This is a genomic window from Photobacterium sp. HL06 (assembly GCF_059552575.1).
Genome location: NZ_CM183915.1, coordinates 1,842,326 through 1,861,338, shown reverse-complemented (window position 1 = coordinate 1,861,338; position 19,013 = coordinate 1,842,326). Strand labels below are relative to the sequence as shown.

The 19,013-nt window shown below is 43.8% G+C and carries 17 protein-coding genes and 1 tRNA gene; 6 read left to right on the top strand and 12 right to left on the bottom strand.

The window, feature by feature from the left end; genetic code table 11:
• Positions 1-17 precede the first annotated feature (17 nt).
• From AC51G0_RS26325 to AC51G0_RS26300, 6 genes are read right to left on the bottom strand one after another with little or no spacing between them, the layout of a single operon-like run.
• The gene (locus tag AC51G0_RS26325; RefSeq protein WP_496304211.1) at positions 18-1,424 is read right to left on the bottom strand and encodes an AMP-binding protein; all 1,407 of its coding nucleotides are present in this window, start codon (positions 1,422-1,424) and stop codon (positions 18-20) included.
• A gap of 51 nt (positions 1,425-1,475) precedes the next feature.
• Positions 1,476-2,048, bottom strand: a complete 573-nt coding sequence (locus tag AC51G0_RS26320; protein WP_496302524.1) for a COG4648 family protein — start codon at positions 2,046-2,048, stop codon at positions 1,476-1,478.
• Complete coding sequence (locus AC51G0_RS26315) at positions 2,048-2,305, bottom strand: acyl carrier protein (RefSeq protein WP_496302523.1); 258 nt, start codon at positions 2,303-2,305, stop codon at positions 2,048-2,050. The genes AC51G0_RS26320 and AC51G0_RS26315 overlap by 1 nt, the downstream gene beginning before the upstream one ends.
• A 20-nt stretch (positions 2,306-2,325) precedes the next feature.
• Positions 2,326-2,583: a phosphopantetheine-binding protein gene (locus AC51G0_RS26310; RefSeq protein WP_496302522.1), complete on the bottom strand. Its 258-nt coding sequence runs from the start codon at positions 2,581-2,583 to the stop codon at positions 2,326-2,328.
• Between the two features lie 15 nt (positions 2,584-2,598).
• Positions 2,599-3,411, bottom strand: coding sequence for a lysophospholipid acyltransferase family protein (locus AC51G0_RS26305; protein WP_496302521.1), 813 nt, complete (start codon positions 3,409-3,411; stop codon positions 2,599-2,601).
• A 3-nt stretch (positions 3,412-3,414) separates the two neighbouring features.
• Complete coding sequence (locus tag AC51G0_RS26300) at positions 3,415-4,140, bottom strand: beta-ketoacyl synthase chain length factor (protein WP_496302520.1); 726 nt, start codon at positions 4,138-4,140, stop codon at positions 3,415-3,417.
• Between the two features lie 834 nt (positions 4,141-4,974).
• Between AC51G0_RS26300 and AC51G0_RS26295 the strand changes: the two genes are divergently transcribed.
• Positions 4,975-6,045 carry a methyltransferase gene (locus tag AC51G0_RS26295; protein WP_496302519.1) on the top strand — a complete coding sequence of 357 codons (1,071 nt, stop codon included), beginning with the start codon at positions 4,975-4,977 and terminating at the stop codon, positions 6,043-6,045.
• A 6-nt stretch (positions 6,046-6,051) separates the two neighbouring features.
• Here AC51G0_RS26295 and AC51G0_RS26290 read toward each other — a convergent pair whose 3' ends face one another.
• The 4 genes from AC51G0_RS26290 to AC51G0_RS26275 form a co-directional block, all read right to left on the bottom strand.
• Entirely contained in the window at positions 6,052-6,915 is an 864-nt protein-coding gene (locus AC51G0_RS26290) for an alpha/beta hydrolase (RefSeq protein ID WP_496302518.1), read from the bottom strand.
• Between the two features lie 238 nt (positions 6,916-7,153).
• Positions 7,154-7,228: transfer RNA gene (locus AC51G0_RS26285), tRNA-Gly, on the bottom strand.
• 233 nt (positions 7,229-7,461) lie between these two features.
• Entirely contained in the window at positions 7,462-7,644 is a 183-nt protein-coding gene (locus AC51G0_RS26280) for a hypothetical protein (RefSeq protein ID WP_496302517.1), read from the bottom strand.
• Between the two features lie 148 nt (positions 7,645-7,792).
• Positions 7,793-9,991, bottom strand: a complete 2,199-nt coding sequence (locus tag AC51G0_RS26275; protein ID WP_496302516.1) for a glycosyl hydrolase family 18 protein — start codon at positions 9,989-9,991, stop codon at positions 7,793-7,795.
• A gap of 473 nt (positions 9,992-10,464) precedes the next feature.
• On the opposite strand from AC51G0_RS26275, the gene AC51G0_RS26270 reads away from it, so the two are divergent.
• The 3 genes from AC51G0_RS26270 to AC51G0_RS26260 all read left to right on the top strand — a co-directional run bounded on the left by AC51G0_RS26270 (position 10,465) and on the right by AC51G0_RS26260 (position 13,467).
• Positions 10,465-11,364, top strand: coding sequence for a chemotaxis protein (locus tag AC51G0_RS26270; protein ID WP_496302515.1), 900 nt, complete (start codon positions 10,465-10,467; stop codon positions 11,362-11,364).
• Positions 11,365-11,579: 215 nt separating this feature from the next.
• Positions 11,580-13,061 (top strand): FMN-binding glutamate synthase family protein, encoded by a 1,482-nt coding sequence (locus AC51G0_RS26265; protein WP_496302514.1) that lies wholly within the window; start codon positions 11,580-11,582, stop codon positions 13,059-13,061.
• A 100-nt stretch (positions 13,062-13,161) separates the two neighbouring features.
• On the top strand, positions 13,162-13,467 hold the full coding sequence (locus tag AC51G0_RS26260) for a hypothetical protein (RefSeq protein ID WP_496302513.1): 306 nt from the start codon (positions 13,162-13,164) through the stop codon (positions 13,465-13,467).
• 74 nt (positions 13,468-13,541) lie between these two features.
• Here AC51G0_RS26260 and AC51G0_RS26255 read toward each other — a convergent pair whose 3' ends face one another.
• Positions 13,542-15,971, bottom strand: coding sequence for a hybrid sensor histidine kinase/response regulator (locus tag AC51G0_RS26255; protein ID WP_496302512.1), 2,430 nt, complete (start codon positions 15,969-15,971; stop codon positions 13,542-13,544).
• 79 nt (positions 15,972-16,050) lie between these two features.
• Here AC51G0_RS26255 and AC51G0_RS26250 point away from each other — a divergent pair, with 79 nt between their 5' ends.
• Positions 16,051-16,809 carry a substrate-binding periplasmic protein gene (locus tag AC51G0_RS26250; protein WP_496302511.1) on the top strand — a complete coding sequence of 253 codons (759 nt, stop codon included), beginning with the start codon at positions 16,051-16,053 and terminating at the stop codon, positions 16,807-16,809.
• Between the two features lie 103 nt (positions 16,810-16,912).
• On the opposite strand, the gene ribA is transcribed toward AC51G0_RS26250, so the two are convergent.
• The gene (gene ribA, locus AC51G0_RS26245) at positions 16,913-17,965 is read right to left on the bottom strand and encodes a GTP cyclohydrolase II (protein WP_496302510.1); all 1,053 of its coding nucleotides are present in this window, start codon (positions 17,963-17,965) and stop codon (positions 16,913-16,915) included.
• Between the two features lie 322 nt (positions 17,966-18,287).
• Between ribA and yjjG the strand changes: the two genes are divergently transcribed.
• Positions 18,288-18,962 (top strand): pyrimidine 5'-nucleotidase, encoded by a 675-nt coding sequence (gene yjjG, locus AC51G0_RS26240; RefSeq protein ID WP_496302509.1) that lies wholly within the window; start codon positions 18,288-18,290, stop codon positions 18,960-18,962.
• Positions 18,963-19,013 lie beyond the last annotated feature (51 nt).

Here is a 19,013-nt window from a genome sequence, read left to right as displayed (position 1 = left end):
TGTTACGCTGTCAGACGTTATTTGAAAAACTGTTCCAAATCCCTAACAAGTCGCTTTCCTTGGCTGTTCAGCGGTATCTCATCCACTATACGAAAGCGGCGAGGAATACCGACAGGCTCCAACCACTGCCGTAGCTGCTGTCGCAATGCCAGCCAGAACTGACCTTTGCCAATGGCTTCCATATGCTGCTGTCCTTCGCCTGTTAAGGTGATCACGGCGGCAATAATCAATCGATTGGTACTATCTAAAGTAAGCACTGCAGCCTCATCAACCCAGCTCAACTGGCAGAGGCGCTGTTCGACTTCCGTCAGTGAAATTCGTTTTTCTTCAACTTTCACCACCCGGTCGGTACGCCCCAGCAGCATAAACTGGCGGCTACCGAGGATCTGGCACTGATCACTCGTCTGATACCAACTATCGGAATCGATAAAAGGCGAACACAAACGCAAACACCCTTCGGCATTAAGCGCCATATCGATTACGTCAAATAGCTGCCATGGGGTACTCGCTTGGTGCTGCTGCCGGAAGCCAACTCCCCCCGTTTCCGTGCTGCCAAACACTTCGATAGGCAACTGCTCAAATAACTCGAGGCTTTTGCGAGCCGCGGCTTCTGTCAAAGGACCGCCAGAAGAAAATACGGCACGGTAGGGCTGGGTCACTGGCTCATGACTAAGACGTTTGAGCAAAGCGGGGCTTGTGATCAAGGTCGTATTTGGATCCGCCTGCGCCATAACCTGCTCGGGGTAGCTCAGATCTATCCGGTCAAAAGCACGCCCAGCGCAGAGCGGCCACAACACGCGAAACAACAAGCCATAGATATGCTGATGAGAGACGGAACTGACCACGAGTGAGTCTCGCAGTTGCTTGCCCCATGTATGCTCGAGCTGAGCAATTTCAGCATCAATCCGGTCCAGCGTTTTTATGATCGCTTTCGGTTGGCCGCTCGAACCCGAGGTAAACAAGGTAATTGTTACATCACTCAGCCCTAACTCTGTAAGTTCATATGTCACTGGCGTTTTTGCAAAACTAACGGCCGACCCAGTAGCTGGGGCAGAATCAGGTTCCTGTGGTAACAGCAGCTGCGGGCTGTCAAATTCACTCAGTGCGCTGCGGTCATGAAGAACAGCATCGAAATGACATACCAACTCCGCCAAGGCTGCCGGCTGATGGTTACCCGGAAGGATAATTTGCTTGCCTGCATGTGCTGCGGCCATAAAGGCAACAGCAAAGTAGTAACTGTCATCGAAACACAGCGCCCACTTTGAAAAAGGACTCGTTTGCAGCGTTTGAGCCAAAGCCAGAACATCAGCCCTGAACTTTACCCAATAAGTCAACGAATCAGCATGGCGAGCGACAACCAGTTCCTCCTGACGAAGAGAAATCATCAACTCAGACAGTGAACTAAATGGCATTTCTGGATAAATTGTTCTTTCTTCAACCGGGGTATTCATATCTGCCTTTCATCACCGCCTTACTCAGCGAGTGACATCCATTTCCTTTCTCAACAACCATTGACGTATCAACCATTCGCCAGCAAACAACAGGCCTGCAAGCATATAGCTAATCAAACCGTTATATAGCGTCCATACCGATAACGGCATAAAGCAGGTAACCAGGGCAATTGTTCCATTAAGAATGAAAAAACCACACCAGATCTTGGTGACCTTGCGCGTATAAACCACGCCACTCGGAGCCAATTCAGGATCCTGAAGACGGGCAAACCGCTCGATGATTGTCTGTTTCTGCCACAAGCTAGACATAAACAAGCCAAACATCAGAGCATTCACAATCACCGGATAAAAGGTCAGCCAGCCGTGTTCACGAAAAACACTACCTAGCAAAATCAGCGTGATCCCTGCTCCCCCACTGATCCAGGCAATGTACTTCAACTCACGTAAACGCGCTTGCCCACCGCTAACCAGCCGGAGCAGGAACAATACAGCTAGAAAACCAGCGACTGTTCCTAGCCCCCATTGGCTGATCCCAAAAAAGACCGCAAATGGGTAAGCTAACAAGCCAATCGCCGATATAGCGGTAAGTAACCGCATTAAGCTTCCTGCAACAGAGCAGCTACCGCATCAACAACATCATCAACAGTACGAACAGCTTTGAATTCTTCAGGCTTAATTTTCTTACCGGTTACATTCTGCAAATGTACAACCAGATCAACAGCGTCGATACTATCTAGGTCAAGCTCCTGATACAGATTGGCTTCCGGAGTAATATCCCCTGCGTCAAGTTCAAACAGTTCCACCAACGCATCGCGTACTTGTTCAAATACTTCGTTACGATTAACTTCAGTCATAAGCTCACATGTCCCGTATCTTAGGCTTTGTTAAGAGAAATAAAGTTGGCTAAGTTAGCCACTGAGGCGAAGTACTCACGGGTATTTGTATCGTCAGCATCAATCACAATGTTGTAGTTTTTCTTGATCGCCAAACCCAGCTCTAACGCATCAATTGAGTCCAGCCCCAAGCCATCGCCAAAAAGTGGGGCTTGTGTTTCAATATCGTCGATTGTGATATCTTCAAGATTCAGCGCTTCAATAATTAACGCTTTTAGTTCGTTATGTAATGATTCCACTTATAACCTACTTATTTATATTGAGTTTTCATACTTTTCCTGAGCTGGAAAAATAACGTCTGCCAAATGGCGGTTAAGCTGCCTTGCGGCAGAGGTGGGTGAGTTGTCATCGCGAAGAAATTCTTGTATCTCGATTTTTTCTTTCACCTCAACCCGAAAAATTGGTTTTGTATCAGGGACTTGATACCACTTAGCCTGTTTCGTCAGAAAACTAGGCTCAACTGTTATATGGATCATGCGTAAATCGGTTTGAGTACGGACAGCAATCTGGGCTGCGCCACGCTGCAGCTTTGATTCAATACCTGGCGTGGTTCGCGTTCCTTCAGGAAAGACCAACAAGACATTGCCATTATCAAGCCGCTGACTACAGGCATCCAACAAGCTTTCTGGATCGCGGTTGGGGATATAGCCAGCCGCTTTTACGATACCTTTCATAAATGGGTTATGCCATATTGCCGCTTTAACCAGGCAGTCACACTGTGGCAAGCAAGAGCCAATCAGTACATAATCAATCAGGCTCGGATGATTCGCGACAATTAAACAGTTTCGATCCTGCTGCAAGATGCTTGCACCGACAAATTCATAGTCAATCGCTCCCCAAAAGCGCATGGTGCGACAAAAAACAGCAAAAGAGCGCTGAATAATTAACTGTACCCGCCTCTCACGCTGGCTAGGATCTTTCACAGCTCTCGTGATAAGTGGAAAGACAATGAATGTCAGGCACAATGCACCAATTCCAAAGATTGAGAAACATAAACCTGTCGCTGCTATTCGCCAGGCTTTATTGATACGTTGCTTTATAGCCGAAAAAGTTGACTTTTGTTCCATTCGTTAACACTTCCAGTGCCAATTTATTCGCTGTCCTGCGACCGTCCATGATTGGTGGTCACTAACCAAGTTAGCAATCACATCTAATGTTTGTGGCAACTTTGGTGCCAGCTTCTCTGTTGTTTTCTCGGCGTGCCAACTGAGCTGATATTGCTTGCCGTTGGTTACAATCATTCCCAAAGCAAAGGGATGATGCTTCCTAAGTTCAAATTCTTCATAGGGGTCAGGTAAGGGCTCATCAAAGTCAACAATCAGAATGCGGTGCTGCGGATTTTCGGAGAGATAAGCAGATGCTTCGATTAATGCCGAATGCAACGAATGTTCACCAGCAGCTAATGAAGTCACCGGAATTGCTTTTTTCGTTGCAATGGTAAAAAGGCCAGCTGCCGTATTATGTACGGATTGAGAGAATGCGATAGGAGAAGCATCTTCACCGTGTAGAATTTCCGTCAGTAATTTCGCGGTACGATGCAGCTCACCATGTCGGCTTGAGAAAATGATAAAATCAATCTCATGATGCTTGGCTAATGATATCGCGGTTTGCATTGCAAGCTTACTCAATGAACTCAGTCGTCGGCGTTGCATTGCAGGAATTTCAGTTACAGGCACTGGCGGTAATGTTTCTGGCCATTGCAGCCCCTTTGCTAACCAAGTTTTCCATTCATCAAAACTAATCAAGCCAGGAGAAAGAGCCTGCCAGCATTCAATATCAAAGTGTATCTTGTTCATGTTGTCTAGAGCCTAACTTATAGTTGTTAGATTTGTTCCTGATAACTCATTTCCCTGTACTAGCCTAGGATAATATTTATTTGAACATTTGGATATAAGTTATTTGACGATTTTTAGAAAACAATCAGATTTTCTGAGAAGGCCCCCCTCTACCTGTATGAAAAGCAACCAACGGAAGAGAAATCAAGTCTTATAATGTCGTTTATATTAATATAAAATTATGTAAACAATTTAAGGATATTTATACGGGATAGAGATTATTAATACCCGCACACCATTAATAAAAGAAATAAAACACCTACAATACAACCTACACAAACCCAACCAAGCAATAAACAAAATCACATTTAATTTACAAGCCTTCCATGTTTACGGCATCGCCAATGGTCTTATAAAACATAAAGATATAAACACCTTACTCGATTCACAGAGAATTGCCGCATATGAAGTTCATCCTGTATTCTCCATGAGATCAGTCAAAAAAATGACAGGTGTTAACAAATCAAAACAAATGGGGGATAATAATAAGAAAAGCCAAATAATCATCTATAAGCACTTATCTTTGCAGTCAGAGATCATAAGAATTACTCGTGGAAGCACTCAATGAAATACCCTTCTAAAATTTGAATGGCCTTTCGCTACGTCCCCTCTAACTGAGCCTTTCTTTCTTTTTCTTCAAGTGTCTTTATAAATTATCTGTATTTTATCGCTATTTATGTGAACAATGCTTGAAACGGTCAGTTATTTTAATACAAAATACAGTCAAATCAGATCTAACGGACTTGGATCAATAATGGATTATACTCATCATCATTACAGTAGTTGGAATTTCTTGTGACTTCATATCAAAATGATCCACTTAATGCTCTGGAAGCAAAAACGGAAGCTCAAAAATTAGCCTTTGCACCTGTGGTATTTCATACAGCGCGCACATTACGTGACTTAGGCATATTATCTGCACTGGACAATGCTGGAAAAGACGGCTTGAACGCCAAGCAAATATCAGTAGAAACTGGCGTATCTGAATATGGTGTCAAAGTCTTGCTTGATATGGCCTTAAGTGCCCATATTGTCACCTGGAACAAACCTAACTACATCCTTGCTAACTTGGGCTACTTCCTTGTCAATGACGGAATGACTCGTGCTAATTTAGACTTCACAGCTGATGTCTGTTATGCCGCCATGATGCATTTGACAGAAGCTATTAAAGAAGGCACACCTGCTGGCTTAAAAGAGTTAGGTGACTGGCCAACTATCTATGAAGGCCTCTCTCGATTACCTGAAAAAGCAAAAGAAAGCTGGTTTAATTTTGACCACTTTTATTCTGACCGCTCGTTTCCTTTCTTGCTAGAGCGTATTTTTGCTAACAAGCCCAAAAAGCTATTTGATATCGGCGGAAATACAGGAAAGTGGGCACTACAATGTTGTAACCACGATCCTGACGTTGAAGTCACAATTATTGACCTTCCTCAGCAGATCGATATGGCCATGACCCATGCCGAGCAACAAGGTTTTGCCGATCGTATTAACGGTTTTCCTGCCAACATGCTTGATCCAGAGCAAACACTGCCTGAAGGAGCTGATGTGTGGTGGATGAGCCAGTTCTTGGATTGCTTTTCACCGATGGAGATCCTTAACATTCTACGTCGCGTGCGTGAATCTATGTCTGAAGATGCAACGGTCTATATCCTTGAACTGTTTTGGGATGCCCAGCGTTACGATGCTGCGACATATAGTTTAAATGCAACTTCTCTCTATTTTACCTGCCTAGCTAACGGCAACAGTCGTTTTTATCGTAGTGATGACTTCCTGGAACTCGTTGCTGAAGCTGGCCTAGAGGTTATAACTCGTACGGATGACATTGGCCTTGGCCATACTCTGCTAGAACTCAAGGCAGCTAAGTAAACCATTCTATTCAGGCAAGCTGAAATCTAGTCTTGATCGTGCCACTTCAATTTTTGGAGTGGCATCTTCCAGCCAATTTACAATTCGGCGTTGAGTATCGGGAGATTCTCGAGTCATTGATCTGGCATGGGAACAACCATCAATCGGCCAAAAACGTTTATCACCATCAAGCTGGCTATAAATCGCCTTTCCCGACTCAATTGGCACCACGCTATCACTGACACAATGGATCACTAATGCTTTCGTACTGGGTAAACGACTCATCACCGACTTAGCAGCATAGTCATCACGTATTACAACATTGGCAAACCAAGAGTACAACCCGCCCAAAAAGCCTTTTTCCAATATGAACTCTGCTTCTTCAACATAACTCATGAACGAGGAGTCAATAATCATCCCTTCGATGGCAACCGGGTGATCGGCCCATGCTCGCAAGAAAATATTGCCCCCGGTAGATGTCGCTACAATAAATACCGGTAGGCCCGTATTCGCCTTTAATTTATCGCTATAGTCGAGCACTGAAATCGCATCTCGATAAATTGATTTATCATTGGCCTCTCCGGAAGAGTACCCAAAACCAGAATAATCAAACACAAATACATGATAGCCGTACTCCGCAAGCCAATCGACCTTCTCCCGTGTTGTTTCCATGTGGCCATTATTACCATGAAAATGAATGATAATGCCTTTGCTCAGTGCGCTTGCCGAAGGTACCCATAGATAGGCTATCTCATTTCCAGACTCGGATTGCATCCAGCGTACATCAGGGTTGAATCCTCTCGCTACCGAAGGGTAATAAAATGAATTGTTTGCACAACCTAGTAGCAGCAAACTTGAGGTAAATACCCAACAAACAACAACTACTTTCATATACTCCCCCCTGACATGTATAAAGCTATACGGAGGGATACAAATGAGGTGCTTCAGGGATGAGACTAGCCGTAAATTCCGAAGCTACCTTGCCAGCAGGTGAGCAAAATATCCATTAGACAATAATGGATAATTCTTTTGCTTCATACCTGAATTTTCTAAACGATAGAAACAACAAAAACGCCATTAAGCGCATTATTTTCAAGTAGATAGATTAGTTATTGCTAGAAAGGAAACTTGGAGCGGGCAGCGGGAATCGAACCCGCATCATCAGCTTGGAAGGCTGAGGTAATAGCCATTATACGATGCCCGCTTTTTTTTGGTCTCTGGTAATGCTACCAAGAGGTTTTGCATCGAACTGGGGTTATAATGTCAGATTGGACGACGAAAGAAAGCACTGAATTCTGAAGCGTGACACGCATCACAACAAGCACGATCAATCGTTTAATTAACAACCACATAGTCGCAGTTCTTTCATGCTTAAAGGAACAAAATGAATAAAAGCTGACTTACAGTCAGCTTTTATCTAGATAACCATATTCGTGACTACTTATCAGAAGGATACTCTCCTTCCCTGCCCTTCTTAGCCTTATTACTCACCGTCCAGTGCTCATTAGGATCATAGCTCTCATCACAAATATCTAATGAAAATCCCATATCAACAATTTCTTTCAATGTCAGATTATCAGCAAGTTTGGCAATCTCTCCTGACTTATTACGTAATTCCATAACCGCCCACCTTCATCAAATGCCCAAACACCCAAGTGACATTATAAATATAGTGCCGCCTTTGACATTTGTCTTGCTCCTGCTCTCCAGAGAAAACAGCCCTGCTCATGGCAGGGCTGTAAGCGTCTAATGGCTGCTAGACCGTAAATCAGATCTGTTGCCAAACATCGCTTTGATCTGGCTGTTCACCTCTTGTCCACCACTTAGCTTTATACTTCACACCGTTGTAGGTAACAATGTCACCACCAACGTAAACCGCACTAGGATCCCAAGTTGTACTTCCTTCAGCTGTTACAGTCACAGCAACTGTTGCACTCGCTTCCGCTTGGCCATCTGATACGGTAACAACAAGATTGACAACGGTATCAGCGGATACCGCAGGTGCTGTAAACGTAATATTAGCTCCCGTCGCTGTGCTGGCCACGGTTCCGCTGGATACGGTATAAGTTAGCGAATCTCCATCAGCGTCGTCAGCCGAGACAGCAATCACCACTTGCTGGCTACTGGCTACCGTTGCGGTTGCTGGTGCTGTCAGAACTGGAGCTGTATTACCAGCATTTCCGCTTCCTTTGACATTCACAACCACGTCTTTTACCACGCTCTTACGACCATCTGTCACCTTAACAGTTACTACTTCTTGCAGGTTGGTCGCCGTGTTTGGTGCCTGATAGGTTACTGTTGCACTGCCGTCGCCATTATCGACAACGGTTGCATTTGTGGCGCTAAAGATCAGCTTGTCACCGGCATCGGCATCCGTCGCAGAAACAACAAAGCTAATTACCTGCCCGGCGTTGGCTGCCTGCGTTGCTGGCACCGTCAGTACCGGTGCATTATTTGGCACTGTGCCAGCACTGAAGACACTGTCAATGGCTTCGGCCAAAGGCGAGCTTAGTTTGGTACACTCTTTTAGCTTGGTGCCATGGCTGATAAAGGTACCTTCACATTTGATATCACCATGTACTTGCCAAACAATTACACCACCAAGGTTATTATCAACAATGTATTGCGCTTTTTTCTTGATAGAAGGTACATCGTCATAACTAAGGAAGTACTTCCCTTTCACGGCATACGGTACTTCTGCCGATGCATCCCACTTATGTTCCCAGCCCGGCGTCTTAACAATGTAGTTATAGTTCGGCTGGCCTTCGAAAATTTTCCAGTTATCCATATCGACGGCTGAGTTTGTCGGCCCATCGACACTAAAATTCACAGTACGTTTGTCTGTGGGGGCTCCAACATACGCAGTTGCTTCTATCGTCTGTACTCCCCGGCCATAAAATGCTGCGCCGAAGTTGATTTTTTCTGATGGAATACCCTTGGCTGCCATCCAAGTACGCAGGAAATCCAAGTTCAACCCAGTAAACTCTTCTTCAGGATATGGATAAAGTGGTGCATTGTGACCGGCAACATTCGACCATCCTCCGTTGAGGTCATAGGTCATCATGTTAAAGTAGTCCATTGACGCAACAAGGCGTGGCCAATTATAACCTTCCAGTTTTGCCGTCGATGCCGAGAATGCAGCAGTTAAGAGCTTGTTTGGTCCAATACGCTTACGGATATCTTCCATCAACAGCTCAAAATTACCGTAATCTGCAGGGGTTCCGTCAAAGTTCATACCACCAGTTCCCGGATACTCCCAATCAATATCAATACCGTCAAAGCCCAGCGCCATCAGCTTATCAACATCAGCCAGAAAACGGGCTTTTTTAACCGGGTCAGCCGCCATTTCAGGAAAGTGTTTCGACATGCTCCAGCCGCCAAGTGAGGCCATCACCTTGACACCTTTCTGATTAGCTAGATCGATTAGGCCTGGGGCTCCACCCGCTTTTTTAAGCGGGATCGGGAACTGACCCGTTATTCCTGTTGGCTCATGTAACCAACCGCTGCCACTTTTAACAAAGCCCTGCTCCCGTACTTTACGTAGATTCTCAGCATTCCATGGCTCATCCACTGGGTATTGATGGATATATTCCAGCTCTCCCCAAAGAATGTGAAGATCCCAACTAGAATAGACATCTGGGTGTAGTAGCGGACCAGGCTCCTGAACAGCGGTTGGTTGATATATACTCTTGTTCCGTAGATCGCCACTATGCAGCGATCCATCTTTAGCGACCCCGAAAAAAGAAAAGTTCAGGATAGAATAGATATCCATATTAACATTCAGGTGGGTTGCTTCGCCTTTTATGCTAAAGCCTTCGTTCGTCCCTTTCCAGGCTTCCCATTGAGTGATGTAACCGATCACATTTTTATTATGTGTCGGAGCCGCCTGAGCCGTAGTTACTATCCCTGTTACCAGCATAGCGGCAACAGTGCCGGCTATTTTGCCCAGGTGAAATCCCTTTTTCATATTTTACTCCACGTCATTGTTATTAAAATCATTTAGGTACCCGTTTCTCAGTCTCTGAAACGTTGTCACATCAAGTGCGTAATAATTCTTAGTGAAGTTTTTTTGTTTCGCGAAAAAGTTTATTTTTTTTTAATGGCAGTTCAAGGAAATAAGTGAAAAAGATGCAACACCTATGCCTTTCACCGAACTTTCATTCCAATTAGGTCGTATCATCACCAATGTTATAGCTACACAGCTCCCCAACATTCACGGCAAGAAATAAGTTGAAATAGTGTACGTTGGCCAGATACCCAATTTTTTATAGAATGAAATCCTTTGAAGTCTCCATTTACTATGGTCAACTCTCACCAGAGTTCACAAAATTCAAGAATTTACAGCTAAGCCAGTAACATCAATTCCTCTTATCTCAATAAAAAGCTACTATGTGGGATATATCTTGAGTCTTTTCTATTCGCGCAAACAGGGATTGAAGAATGATCAAAACTGCGACTAATCAATCTCAAGGGATGCTGCTTTTTCAACTAACATCGCTCCAATCATTTGCCATTGGAACGCTGAAGGTAAAAGAAATTGTTCCTTATACGCCTTTGACGGCTATTCCACATTCACACCCGACTGTTTTAGGGGCTGCCAATCTTCGTGGGGATACACTACCTGTGATAGATATGGCGAAAGCGGTGGGCTATCCGCCACTTAGCAAAGATGAGTTGAAAGACTGTTACATCATCATTACCGATTGCCGACGTATGCTCGTGGGTTTTTTAGTGCGGGGCATCAATAAAATCACGGAATGCAATTGGCACAACATTGATGCGCCACCAAGTGCATTAGGTGATAACGTCTTTGTCACAGGTGTAATGAAAGTCGACGACAAGCTCATTCAGCTGCTCGATGTTGAACTACTACTATCAAAAGTTTTTCCTGATAGCCCAGATAGTTTGCATCCGGTTCTGACTGATGTTCAACGTGAAACCCTTCGACCGCTAAAAATTTTACTGGTTGATGATTCTGCGGTTGCCCGCCGCCAGCTATCTCAAGCTCTCGAAAGCATAAGCATCCCTTATTTCATTGCGACGAACGGCCATGATGCACTAAGCATGCTTCAACATGCTGCGGATGTAGGCAGCCCTTTTGATATTCTGGTCAGTGATATTGAGATGCCAGGTCTCGACGGTTATGAACTGGCTTTTGAAGTTCAAAATAGCCAGAACTTAAACCATGCCTATATTATTCTTCATACGTCGCTTTCCAGTGAAATCAGCGTCTCCCAGGCTCATCAAGTTGGCGCTCATGAAGCGCTCACTAAATTTGAAGCCAATGAGCTGATTCATGCCATGCTGCGTGGCGCCGAGAGGAGCAGTCCCGTCGCTTAATTTTGACATTCACTCAGAAATTTTCTAATCGTTAGGGCACCCTGAGTGCCCGCTCCCCCACCTTGGGTTGAAATTATCTCTCACTAGCTCGTTCTTTATACCAACAGCCATAATTCAGCTACGTTTATTATTGTCAGTAACAGGGCTACGGTAAAAACCTGCGGTTTTGTTGTGAATCTGCTGAATAGTGACGGTAACTCGCAATGAGGTGAGGTATGGGTGATTTTATTCTACTGAGTATCGACTTTTTGTCCGGCCTGTTCATTTTTATTATCGGGCTTGGGGTTCTTCTTGTTATCTACATGTATATCGTCGATATCAGGCAACATAAGCAAGCCATTCGCCATAACTACCCTGTCATTGGTCGATTCCGTTACCTGTTTGAAAAACAAGGCGAGTTCTTCAGGCAATATTTCTTTGCCATGGATCGCGAAGAAATGCCCTTCAACCGTGCAGAGCGCAGTTGGGTATATAAGGCGGCTAAAAATGTCGACCGTACTATCGCGTTTGGCTCCACCCGCAGCTTGGATCCAGCTGGCACGATTATGTTCATGAATTGTGCTTTTCCCACGTTAGCGGAGGATGCCGTGACTCCTGCCGCCATCACCATTGGTGAAAACTGTCGCCACCCCTATACCACCAGCTCTATTTTCAATATTTCGGGAATGAGCTTTGGTGCAATTTCAAAGCCTGCGGTCAGAGCGCTTTCTAACGGTGCGCGTATTGCCGGTTGCTGGATGAATACCGGTGAGGGGGGCCTAAGCCCATATCACCTGGAAGGGAAGGCAGATTTGGTATTCCAGATTGGCACTGCAAAATATGGGGTACGTGATGAACACGGTGAGCTAAGCGAAGACAAGTTACGTGAAGTCGCTTCCCACCCAGAAGTAAAAATGTTTGAGATCAAAATTAGCCAAGGTGCAAAGCCAGGCAAAGGCGGAATGTTACCCGGGAAAAAAGTCACGGCAGAGATCGCCCGAATTCGCGGTATTCCGGAAGGTGAAGATTCAATTAGCCCCAATGGACACAGAGATATTCGTTCTGTCGGTGATCTGCTCGACAAAATCGACCTGATACGAGAAGTGACAGGCAAACCTGTAGGCTTTAAAGCCGTGATGGGTTCTCTGCGCTGGTTTAACCAGCTACTCGATGAAATCGAGCACCGAGGAGCAGAAAGTGCACCTGACTTTATCACGATTGACAGCGCAGATGGTGGGACGGGAGCGGCACCTCAACCCTTGATGGACTACGTCGGGTTACCATTAAAAGAAAGCTTGCCCCTCGTGGTTGCCTTGCTAGAAGAAAGACAGTTAAAGGGCCGTATTAAGATCATTGCTTCGGGCAAGCTCATTACCCCGTCTAAAGTGGCCTGGGCTATTGCCCTCGGTGCTGATTTTGTAGTTTCCGCACGGGGGCACATGTTCGCTTTGGGCTGTATTCAAGCGCTACAATGCAACAAGGATACTTGTCCGACTGGCATTACTACGCATAATAAAAGGCTACAGCAGGGACTAAATGTAGCAGACAAAACCCTGAGGGTGGCTAACTACAACAAATATATTCATTATGGTATTGGCCTTATTGCCCACTCCTGCGGTGCCACAAATGTTAGGCAATTGAGCAAAGAGCACATCAGGATCGTCACTGAAAACGGACTATCCGTCGCTTTGGAAAAACTTTATGAAAATCATCGCTAACAGATAGCATCTGCACACTCTAATTTGACGTATTCCTGACAATAAAAGTTCCAATCATGGCAGAGTAAAGCCACTGCCTGATAATATAAAATGATGACCTATGATTAAGCGCGCTATCTTTACCCTGTTCTTGGCCGGAGCCTCAACTTGCTCACTGGCTTCACCTGAACTGATATCTCCTACGGAGATAGAATACGGGCAATTTAAGCTCATTGAGACGGTAGAAATTCAAGGTGACATAGATGATAGCTTACTGCGACTCGTTGATATGAATTTAAAGAACAAAGACTCAGACTTCTACGTCATTCAAGATATTTCCGAGGATACCCGCAAAGATACCCTGACTGTCATCGTCAACCTGTACAACCAGAATGCTAGCTACACCTTATCTCAGAAACCTGCCTGACAACAGCAGATGGGAGCGAGTTAAATATCGTTCCCATATTGGATTGAAATTACCTTCATCACAGCGGTACAAGGTCAAGATGACGGCAAATATCTCTCTAACATTTGTGCCAGCATTTTCTGACTAACTGGCTTAGATACAAAATCATCCATACCTGAGGCAAAGCATTTATCCTTTTCTTCTTTGACGACATTCGCCGTCAGCGCAATTATTGGTGTGTGCTGGCCCTCAGACTCTAAATTACGAATCGCTTCTGTTGCTTTAAAACCATCAAGCACCGGCATTTGGCAATCCATAAAAATAAGATCAAAACTCGCTTCTCGAAATTTTGATATTGCCGTTTGGCCATTATCAGCGATAACAACTGTAACTCCCAGTTTCTCTAACATCATTTGGGCTACTTTCTGATTTACGACTGTGTCCTCAACCACCAAAACTTTAGCTTGATCTCTGCTACAATTTGTCTGTTGCGAAGCTATCAATTCCGACGATGGTTGGCCTTTTGATGCCACATTTTCGTTGTTTGAAGCCTTAAAACGGGATGTCTGCTTCACTAAATGAAAGTACGCCTCAGGCATTGTCTGCTTAGGCTGGATCAGTTGTTGCCCGCCAGGCATTGCAATCAAGTCATCATCCACTTCTGCAATACCAATGTCGCTTGTACGAACGACTTGTTGAACAGTCCATTTCAAATTACTTTCTTTATACGGCCTTGCCAAATAAGACCGGATTCCGGATTTTTTCGCCTTATCTTCATCACCAACTTCCGGACCAGCAGAGATCATCATCATCCTAGGGCAGCGTTCCGCAAACTGAATTTTGAGTTGTTTAGCCAACTCAAACCCATTCACTTCCGGCATGATTTTATCTATAACGATTAGATCATACGGCTCTTTTCGATGAATAGCTTGAAGGACAAAGTCTGCAGCATGGGTAGCATTTTCACAGCACGTCGACTTTGCGCCGAAATTACTCAGCTGTGCCGAAGTGATCCTCATGTTGAGCATACTGTCATCAACGAGCAGTACAGAAAGCTCAGATAATAACTTATTGTCACTGCTAGAAGCAGCAGGGAGAATATTTTTTTCCAAGGAAAGAACGAAGGAGAACGTACTACCTTTTCCGGGTTCACTACTTAATTGTAATTCTCCGCCCATAAGGAGAATAATCTCTCGGCAAATAGCTAATCCGAGTCCGGTACCACCATATTTTCGTGTGGTACTGCCGTCGGCTTGCTGGAACTTGTCAAAAATGGCGTCATGCATCTCCTTTGGCACTCCGATACCACTATCAGAAACCTCAAACTGTACTCTTATCGACTGATGATCCTCATCTTCTCGCTGTACATGGAGGTGGACGTAACCGCTTTCTGTGAATTTGATGGCATTGCTTACCAGATTATTCAGTACTTGACGAAGTTTAGTTGCATCACCAAGCAACATAGGGCTGATACTCCTATCGATAGAGCATTGAAAGGATAAGCTTTTTTCTGCCGCCTTCACTAAAAAAACCGATTCAACCTCTTTATTCAACTCAAACAAATTCAACAGGTTATGTTCAAGCTCTAATCGTCCGGCTTCAATCTTTGAAAAATCTAAAATATCGTTGATTAGATCCAAAAGAGATAGCGATGATGTGTTGAGCATATTCACATACTCTTTTTGATCTTCAGGCATATCCATCTCTCTCATCAAGCTAGACAAGCCGATGATGCCATTCATCGGAGTACGAATTTCATGGCTCATATTCGCCAAAAATTCACTCTTTTTGCGGTTAGCTTCTTCTGCATATTCTCTAGCCTCTTCAAGCTGACAGTAGTGATCCCGAATTTGATCGACAGAGTGATTATAGCTTTGTGACAGTATCGAGATTTCATCGTCATACCAGCGTTCTTGAAGGTGAATTGCTCTTGGCACCTTATCCGAATCAAACTCATTGACCGTCTTAGACATCTGTGTCAGTGGTTGAACAACCAATCGATACATAATGAGTATGATAAAAATAGCGATAATAAAGGTTTGAATGGCCTGGCTCAGCAACAAAATAACAAACTTATCTATTAATCCCTGATAGACGACATATAAATCTGACTGAACCGTTAACGTAGCCAGGTTAAACTCTTTATGACCCAGCTTATACACCATGTCCCATGTTTTCTGGTACATGTGTTTAGGCAACTCAGAGCCGATTCTTATAATAATGCCATCACTGTCTTTAATCTCCAGGTAATGAAGCCCGGGTAAGTGCATAATGCCTTCAGCTTGGGTTGCCAGCTGTTCACGGTCCTCAACCCACAAGCTGGAAACTAGGCTGGATAAGTAACTTTCTTCTATTTGGACAAATCTTTCTTCTATGCTTGCCAAATCTTCCTTATAGTCAAGGTAAAGGTTCAGGCAAGTCGACAGCAAGGTAAAAAGTGAGCTAATTAACAAAATTGAAAATAGTATTTGCCTCGCTATACCCATTCTTCGTTTAGGCTTTATTTCCTGATACGTTTTATTCATCCTTAAACTCGCATCTTATCCTTCTTCTACTAACATAATAATAGCCTCTTCAACTGGATAGTTAAGGTAAGGACACAAAATGAATAAACTTTTTTCTCTTTCAACCGCAGTAACGTTAGCTTGCTCAAGCTTTTCAATCAATGCAGATACCGTAAACTATTACGTCATCGCCAAACAAGCGAGTCCGTTTCAAATTGAAAATGGCAATGATAAACATAGTGGTATTGTCACTGACATCGTACGAGCGATATTTAAAGGCAGCCAGTATGAAATTGACTATCATACCTATCCTTTCAATAGGATGATCTCACTGCTTGAAGCGGGTGGAAAATCCAATTGGATCACATACGGCAGCCCCAACTGGGGAGGAGTGCAAGCAGAAAACTTATCCGACACTCCCATTTACAACGTGAAGCATGTGTTAGTAAGCAGCCATAAGAATTCGTTTGATTTCAATTCAATGCAAGACATGAATGACAGGGTCGTAGTACTGCTTCATGGTTTTGACTATCCTCAACTAACGCCATACTTCAAAGAAGGAAGTGTCGAGGAGCTTAGGGTTAAGGATTATAGTGCGGCATTTCGTGTTATTAAGAAATTACCGGGTGATACTGCATTTGTAGAGATGGAGTCTCGAGTAAAGTATAATCTGTCGCAGCAAAATCAAGAGCTCTCCCAGTATGATATTAAATCGTTCAGTTCCGTTATTCCTGACTACCCTATTTACTTGGCGTTTGATCCAAACATGGATACTAAAGTACAAGGTTTTATCAACACAAAACTTAAGGAATTAAAAACATCTGGCGTTATTGATAACATAGTAAGCAATTATTTTTAATATCATACTTTGAATGTTAATGAACCAGCTATCACTACTGTGATAGCTGAAAACCCTAAAAAATGCAGCTAAAGCTGCATTTTTATTAATGGGGAAAACAGTATTACTTAATAAACTCAGAATCAAACATGTGACCAAGCTTTGAGGCTTTTGTTTTTAGATAGTTTTCATTGTGCGGATTATTCCCTTCTTGCAAAGGCTCTCTCTTAACAATATTAATCCCGGCATTAGTTAAGGCTTTTACTTTACGTGGATTATTAGTCATTAGCCTGACCGACTTAATATTTAAAAAACTTAACATTCCCCGGCAAAAAGAATAATCGCGCATATCCGCGGCAAAGCCAAGCCGTTCATTCGCTTCTACTGTGTCGGCACCGTCATCTTGCAGGTGATAGGCTCTAATCTTATTAATTAAACCTATTCCGCGTCCTTCTTGACGCAAATAGAATAATACACCACTCCCTGCATTAACGATATTTTCCATCGCTCTGGATAACTGAAAACCACAGTCACAACGTGCACTAAATAACGCATCACCTGTCAGGCACTCTGAGTGCAAGCGGATCAAAGGCGGTGAATCCGGATCCAGTTCACCATAAACCAGAGCTAAGTGCTCTTTGCCTGTGGCCTGCTCAATAAAGCCGTACATCTGAAATGTACCCCACTGGGTTGGAAGCTTTGCACTGTCAACAAAGTGGACAAGATTGAAGGGCTCTTTATTAGCAAAGTAATCCCGTACATCCATCAGGATCTTACCTAACTCATTCTTTCCACTACCATCACCACCGTCCCCCCAGTAATTATCCTTATGGGAGTGCTCCTTTAACACCCTATCACCAGTACTAACAAGCAAATGCGCTAATCGAGGGTTTTGACGAAACTTTTCGAACACAATAAAACGCATGACAGCACTACGTACTTCCATCCAATCATCTTTGACTCTATCTGCATATTGACGACTTAAACTAAACGCTTCGTCTGGCGTTGCTGAATTTAAAATCTGCTGTTGAATTTCAGGTTCAACAAACTTCTGAGCTTGATAATAATGCTCACTTGTTGGCCACACAATATCACTTAATAAAATTGGACTAGGTGCGAAGTTTGATAAGAATCCGTGGCTTTCGTCTGGCTCGTAGAACTGTATTTCATCAACCATTCATTACACTCCTTAGCATCAAATAAAAGAAACAACTGCAGATTTACGGTGTTCTCCATGTCTTTCTTTCTCTACCACCAAGTATAGTTAATTAAACAGAATAACAAGCCAGATATGCCAAATAAGCATATTTACCTATTCATGGGTAGCTAGGCTATAGAGGTTGAAAGCTCCCTCAAGCTTACTCTCCAACACTAATCTGAGCCTTCAACTGCATATCCAACTAGCATTAATGCAGCTAAGAGAGATAGAATGTATATGTTATTAAAGATTTTTCAGGCTATCACCTCACGTGAATAGACTTAACCCCGGACGATAATGAATGAAGTATAAATGGATTCTCTTTGATGCTGATGAAACCCTGTTTCACTTTGATGCCTATCAAGGGCTGAATTTAATGTTTTCTCGCCTTGGTATTGAATTTACTCAGTGTGACTACGCGGAATATCAAAAAGTGAACAAGCCACTTTGGGTTGATTACCAAGATGGAGTTATCACTGCAGAGCAACTGCAGAACATTCGTTTTCAACCTTGGGCGGAAAAGCTAAAAGTCACCACTCAGTTTATCAACAGTGCCTTCCTGACAGCGATGGCCGATATCTGCGCGCCATTACCGGGAGCAAAAGAGTTATTGCATAATCTTCAAGACCGAGCAAAGCTTGGTATCATCACCAATGGCTTTACCGAGCTTCAACAAGTTCGACTTGAACGTACCGGTTTCCAAGATTATTTCTCGACACTGATCATCTCTGAACAAGTCGGTGTCGCTAAACCAGATTGTGGCATCTTTGACTTTGCTTTTTCGCAAATGGGGCACCCGGAGAAAGACGACGTACTGATGGTTGGGGATAACCCTCACTCAGATATTCTTGGTGGAATGAATGCCGGGATCCATACATGCTGGCTGAATAGCCATGGCGTGCAAGCCCCAGAAGGGATCGAGCCTAACTATGAAGTCACCACGCTCAATGAGCTAAATATACTGTTAAACGGATAAATTACGCTCACTCAGTTCAATAGGCAGCACCGAACATTGTACTGCCTTTAA